Annotated in this window: 6 protein-coding genes; 4 read left to right on the forward strand and 2 right to left on the reverse strand. The window is 46.0% G+C overall.

From position 1 onward, the window contains the following. Positions 1 to 4: 4 nt before the first annotated feature. Positions 5 to 1,198 (reverse strand): DEAD/DEAH box helicase, encoded by a 1,194-nt coding sequence (locus L6J37_RS14260; protein ID WP_192013654.1) that lies wholly within the window; start codon positions 1,196 to 1,198, stop codon positions 5 to 7. 146 nt (positions 1,199 to 1,344) lie between these two features. Beyond that, complete coding sequence (locus L6J37_RS14265; protein ID WP_192013652.1) at positions 1,345 to 2,010, reverse strand: glutathione S-transferase family protein; 666 nt, start codon at positions 2,008 to 2,010, stop codon at positions 1,345 to 1,347. Between the two features lie 590 nt (positions 2,011 to 2,600). Here L6J37_RS14265 and L6J37_RS14270 point away from each other — a divergent pair. From L6J37_RS14270 to L6J37_RS14285, 4 genes are all read left to right on the forward strand, one after another. Further along, entirely contained in the window at positions 2,601 to 4,988 is a 2,388-nt protein-coding gene (locus L6J37_RS14270; RefSeq protein ID WP_237795574.1) for a phospholipase effector Tle1 domain-containing protein, read from the forward strand. Further along, positions 4,981 to 5,571 (forward strand): hypothetical protein, encoded by a 591-nt coding sequence (locus L6J37_RS14275; protein WP_237795575.1) that lies wholly within the window; start codon positions 4,981 to 4,983, stop codon positions 5,569 to 5,571. Before L6J37_RS14270 ends, L6J37_RS14275 begins: the two co-directional genes overlap by 8 nt. Further along, the gene (locus L6J37_RS14280; RefSeq protein ID WP_237795576.1) at positions 5,568 to 6,161 is read left to right on the forward strand and encodes a hypothetical protein; all 594 of its coding nucleotides are present in this window, start codon (positions 5,568 to 5,570) and stop codon (positions 6,159 to 6,161) included. The genes L6J37_RS14275 and L6J37_RS14280 overlap by 4 nt, the downstream gene beginning before the upstream one ends. Beyond that, on the forward strand, positions 6,158 to 6,599 hold a 442-nt coding region (locus tag L6J37_RS14285), incomplete at its 3' end, for a hypothetical protein (protein ID WP_237795577.1). The genes L6J37_RS14280 and L6J37_RS14285, both read left to right, overlap by 4 nt.

The raw sequence follows: 6,599 nt of genomic DNA on the forward strand, positions 1-6,599 counted from the left end.
TGCATCAGTCTTTTTGGGGACGTTTGTTTTTCGGGACGTAATTGAGCACAGTCACCGGCACAGGTTTTTTCGGCGCAAAACCTTCGACTTCCCGACGCTCAATCAAATGTCCAAGACGACTTTCGATCATGCACAGGTTTTTGAAGTTATCTTTTGACACAAAAGAGATCGCTTCACCTGTCGCATCTACACGTCCGGTTCGGCCAATACGGTGTACATACTCATCTGCCGGGAATGGCAAATCGTAATTGACCACACGTGATAATTCTTCAATGTCGATACCACGGGCGCCAACGCCAGTCGCTATCAGATACTTAATCTTGCCTGCTTTAAAATCCGCCAGCAATTGAGCACGTATAGCCTGGCTGCGGCCACTGTGAAACGCTTCGGCTTCAATACCGCGCTTTTCCAGTTGAGAGGCCAGTTTCGCTGCGCCGTGCTTGGTTTCGATGAAGATCAATGCCTGATCCCACTGATTTTCCTGAATCAGATGACTCAGGAGCGCAGATTTTTTGTCTTTATCAACCGTTATTAACCATTGTGAAATATTCGCTTTTGATGCCTGATTGGCCGCGATGCTTATTTCATACGGGTTATTGACAACCGATTTTGCCAGATCCCGCACCTTGTTCGACAAAGTAGCAGAAAACAACAGAAACTGACTATTGTCTGGCAGACGATCCAGGATCTTGTTGATGGCTTCAATAAAGCCCATATCCAGCATCCGGTCCGCTTCATCCAGCACCACCATCTCGATTTCTTCGAAATACACGGCACGCTGACCATACATATCAATTAAACGGCCCGGAGTGGCTACCAGCACATCCACACCGTCGATCAGACGTTGCTTTTGCTGCTGCTCATCGACACCGCCGTACATCGCCAGCGACGTCAAACCAAGGTGCTTACCGTAATGGGTGACCTTTTCTTCCACCTGCATCGCCAGCTCGCGGGTTGGCACCAGAATTAGGGCTCGAACGCGCTTTTTACGCTGGGTCTGACCTTGACTCAGTCTTTCCAGTATTGGCAACACAAAACTGGCTGTTTTACCTGTACCTGTCTGGGCGGCAGCAATAAGATTCTGCCCTTCCAGTATCACAGGAATGGCTTTCGCCTGAATCGTTGTCGGTTTTGTGTAACCCAGTTCGGCCACTGCTTTATTCAGTGGTGCACTAAGTCCGAGAGTAGAAAATGGCATGTATCGCCCCTGGTTGATCTGAACGCGGTAAAAGTAGAGCTGCCCCTACATCAAGCGCGGGAGTTTACCACGGAGTCTGCTTACCAGTGAGAAGAATTATCTTCCGATCTCCCTCTCTAAACATTGAGAGGGAAACCGAGGCTAAATCAAACCCTCTGTGCAACGTCTGTACCCGCTTCATCTTCCGGCACAATATCGGTTTCCAGCAATGCTTCTTTCAGCCAGGCTTTCACCGATGCCGACTGCAACACTTTATCCATATAGAGCTTGCTGAGATCGGACACTTCAATGCCATAGGTTTTAAAGCGAAGTACGACAGGCGCAAACATACAATCAGCGATACTCCACTCACCAAACAGCCAGCCACCATTGTCACTGTATTTCAGCATCTGTTCACGCCAGATCTGATCAATCCGGGCGACATCATTCTGCGCCGCCTCAGACAACTCAACATGCCGTCGGGCACGGCAGTTCATCGGCATTTCATTGCGCAGTGCAGTAAAGCCTGAGTGCATCTCACAACTGATTGCCCGCGCTTTCGCTCGTTCTGCGTTACCCTGCGGCCAGGCACGTCCCTGACAATAAGTTTCATTTACGTATTCACATATCGCCAGCGAATCCCAAACCGTGACATCACCATCAATTAGCACAGGTACTTTCGCAGCCGGTGAGTAAACTTCCAGCGTTCGGTAAAAATTGTCGGTAAACAGCGTGAGCTTATTTTCATTAAAAGGTATACCATTCTGAACCAGCATCAGCCAGCCACGAAAAGACCAGCTTGAATAGTTTTTATTGCCGATAATCAATTGCATATCTTGCCCTCATACTGAATAGCGTCTAAACATTTCAGTACACCCTACGCCTTTCTTGGCATAGTGACTAACGCATAATTCTGATAGCACATATCAGGATTCAGAATGTATATTCATCCATTTTTATGCCGTTATGAACTCATACACTCAACTCATACCTCGTATACCAGAATGTTTATGACCTTGAGCGCATTTTCACACTTAACATTTAATCTTTTTGCGAACCGCTCTGCAGTTTAAAAAACACCTGCAAAAAGAGTGAAAATGACAGGGGGAAACGACACTTAACCTACAAATAAACCATTCACATCAATAAGTTACACCTGTACAATCGCCAGACATTCTTTGGTCTCTTCGATAAAAACACTATGTCGCTTATTAACAATAAACCCAAACGGTTTGTAAAAGCGGGTTATAAACCACTGGAAGATTATAGCTCGTCGAACAAACCATCAGTCACTGCATCCAATAAGACTCAGCAACCTGTCGCTGAGTACGCATGTAACCTGCTGATTTATTGTTCTCTCGATGAACTCAGCAGCTTGCAGGTTGGCTGCTGGCTCCTGAAACGTACCGCCACAGAAAACGCGGTGACGAGCTGGGAAAAGTCACCAGGAAAGAGTGGACACAGCGTACTGACTGCTTACTGTATTGAACAGGAAGAAAAACACCTTTTGCACGAGGTTTTCCAGCAGGCGGGCTTAGCCTCCTCTTATACCATTCAGCCTCAGCCAATAAACACCGGCCATATTAACGCAGAATTTGTACCGGTAAAGTTAGCCGTACAATTGGAAAAATGGCTTGGTTGGCCCACCCTTGGCTACTTTTATTATTTTTGCGACAACAAGCTGGCTAAAGAATGTAAACTGACCGGTGATGACAGGTGGAGCTTTCAATTTACCCGCTCTGACGCCACAACACTGACCGACGAATTATTGTCTGATCATCATTACAGCAGCCTGCTGCTGCCTTATAAAATCGAAGGGCAGCCCGTCTCAGATCAGTACATACTGTTTCGCAAACAAAAGCTCTCTGACGACGAGTTTGCCAAACTCTCACCGGCCTGGCTGCAAGAGCATGCCGTTGCGCTGGATATGCAGAGTATTGTCGCCAGCCGCACGCAGCCACTACTTGAGCGCAGCACTCAGGAAACCGAACCGTCAGAAAACGCCGCCGCGAAAACACATCACACAGTCAAAATGCGGCCGGATACCCGACAACGTGAAAGCTGGCCGGATATTGCAGAACAATACGGTCTGACTGCAAAGCAATTACTGGATCTGAACCCGCAGTACAACGATGATCCCCTTAAACTACAAATCGGCGATACTTTACAAATCACCGAGCTGAGCAGTAACACACAGCCCAAACAACCCGATGCCCCCTCTCCGCTCACCGACATAGAAACAGGAAAAGCTTATCCTTTTGGTAATGTGTGGGGCACCTACAACCAGCGCTACATGATGCCGGACCTGCTGCATATTCAGGCGAACAGTAAAATTCTCGCCCATACACCTGTCGTCAATACTACGCAGGTAAAACAGCGCATCCTGCGAATCGGCGTATTCTTCGACGGCACCGGCCAGAACAAAGACAATGACTTGTATAAAGAGACCTATGGCAACAAGTCCCGTTCGAATATTGGGCGGTTGTATGAGGCTTATCCTGATATAAAGGAAGAATCATATGCTATCTATATATCGGGAGTTGGTACTGTTGATGGTGCCCATCAAGATCCTGGTGAGATTGATGATGGCGATGATGAAAAAACCTTTGGCCAAGCACTGGGGGTCTTTGATTCAACAGGCGCCTTCGCCAAATGGCAAAACTTGCTCAAACAGCTCGCTAACATTATTAAGAAGTTAGATACAGAAGGCTCTTATGATGCAATAACCCATATTGAATTTGATGTCTTCGGCTTCAGTCGTGGTGCGGCTTTAGCCCGCCATTTTGTCAATGCTGCGTTAAAGGGGCTTCCCGATTACACTCGCAGACGTCGAGGGAAAGATTCTCTTGGTATCACTCCCAACCTGTTAGGAACAGAAGACCCTCACTGGTTTAACAGTGAGCAAGGCTATGCATTGGATACCTCACGGCAAGTCAGTGTCCGATTTGTCGGATTGTTCGACACGGTCGGTTCATTTTACTGGCCCGGCAATGCCGATGAGGGGAACTTCCAACTTGCACTACAGTCAGATTGCGCGCAAAGAGTTGTGCAGTTGTGCGCACATCACGAAGTCCGAGTGAATTTTCCATTAACGACACTGAAATCCAAGGGTACACTGCCAGACAACTTTTATGAGGAAGTCTTCCCCGGCGCCCACTCGGATGTCGGCGGTGGTTATTCCGCCATTGAACAGTACGATAAAAAAGGCCTGGACGAACGGTATGAATTCCCCATGCTCACGACTTACAACAGAGAATGGATCAAATCAGAATCACTGGTTGGTAAAGTGATTCAGACCAGTGACGGATTGAGAACGATTCCCGAAAACCCAGACAGTAAATTGATTCCATACCTAGAGTTCTTCATGGCTGAGAGAGAGCCAGGTTGGATACAGCACTGTCAGGAATCGTATGGGCAATATGGTGCTATCAAACGAGATAAAGCCATGTTGCATTATTACCGCCTGCAACCGGTCAACAACGCACTATCCGGTCTAACTCAGGAACGCATGAAACAACAGGCGGAAAGCATCGGGATAAAATGGATTGCATCCGCTTACGAGAAACCTAAAGACTTTGTCACAGACGACGATATTCAGCAACTTTGGCAGAAACTAGCCACTCTTCCGGTGGGGAGCATCTCACAAGAGCACTGGCAAGCCAACGTAGAAAAACACGGTCACAAATGGATCCATCGCCCACATGACGCACTCATTAACCCTGGTTACTTTGAGGTTTATGAGTGGCTTGTGAATAAACCTAATCGAAACGATGACGATAAAATAGTAAGGGAAATATTCGAAAATGCTTAAATGGTTATCCATATTATTGGGTTCGTGCATAGCTCTCTCTGCATGTTCATTTTCCCCTTTTACTGATAATTTTGCAGAGATTGGCAATGCAGGAAGTACCACTGGTCCGCATATTATTAAACGGATGACTGTGACCGATACAAATGGCGGCCGGACAAATTTTGCTTATGGTGCAGTTAGTAGTTACCAAGGTAAAAGTGCAGACATTGGATCAATTGGTATACCCAACTTCATTCAAGGGTATTGGTCAAAAGGCTGGGATAGCTATGAAAAGTACTACCATATTACGGCATCAATCGACAGTAAACTGGCAGAAAAGAAAATCAGCACATTAAGAGACTATTACAAGAATCACGGGGATTATCTGGCAGCTATGGTACTTACTGTTGATGGCCCGCGTGTTCGTCTCATTTACACATTGAGCTGTTATGCAAAATTTGATGACTGCACCCCCAGAAAGAACGCTGACCCCAATGGTTGGATTGTTCGCTCTCCGGATGACACCACCGAAGTAGTCGTACTCTTCGACGGCATTGGCGAAGCCTCCGATACTCCGTTTCCTGGTTCACCTTACGATAAATGAATAGCAAACTCTTCATCATACCCATGATTTGCTGCCTGTTTACAGGCTGTTCAATCACTTCAGCATCTAATGCCTCGATTGGTAATGCAGGCAGCACCACTGGTTACCACAGTATTAGAGTAATGAATGTAAAAGATACGACAGGTGCAAATGCTGGCTTTGGATATGGTGCACTAAGCAGTTATCCAGGTAAAAGTGCAGATATCGGAAGCATTGGTATACCTATGTATGTAGACGGTTATTGGGCTAAATATAATGCGGATAAAGATGGTTTTGCGGCTTTTTATCGTATTAGTAAAACTATTGACAGTAATCTGGCAAAGCAAAAAATTGAAACACTGCGTAATTACTACAAAAACCATAAAACTTTTAACACCAGTATGCATCTGATTGTTGATGGTCCACGTGTTAGACTGTATTACACAATGAATTGCTTTTCTTATCGTATGGACTGCAGCCCGAAAGAAAATGCTGACCCCAATGGCTGGGTTATTCATCAGTCAAATGATGCCACTCAGCTCGTATTACTCTTCGACGGCACTGGCGAAGCCTCCGATACTCCGTTTCCTGGCTCACCTTACGATAAATGAATAGCAAACTCTTCATCATACCCATTATTTGCAGCCTGTTTACAGGCTGTTCAAATACCTCAGCACCAATTGCCTCGATTGGCACGGCAGGCAGTACATCCGGCGATCACAGCATCAAAAGGATGTACATAAAAGATACACAAGGTGGGGGAGCCAGTTTTGCTCATGGTGCAGTAAGTAGCTATTCGGGAGCTAGTGCAGATATCGGCAGTATTGGAATTCCTAAATACATTGACGGGTATTGGGCCAAATATCATGCTGACGAAGATGAATTGATTAATTTTTATCGCATCTCTTCACCCATTGACAGCAATCTGGCAAAACAAAAGATTGAAGCACTGCGTAATTACTACAAAAACCATAAGACATTTAATACAAGGATTAGAGTTGTCGTAGACAATGAAAGAGTGCGTGTTTTATATTCGATGAATTGTTATT

The sequence above is a fragment of the Photobacterium sp. WH77 genome, from assembly GCF_022014395.1.
Classification (GTDB): domain Bacteria; phylum Pseudomonadota; class Gammaproteobacteria; order Enterobacterales; family Vibrionaceae; genus Photobacterium; species Photobacterium arenosum.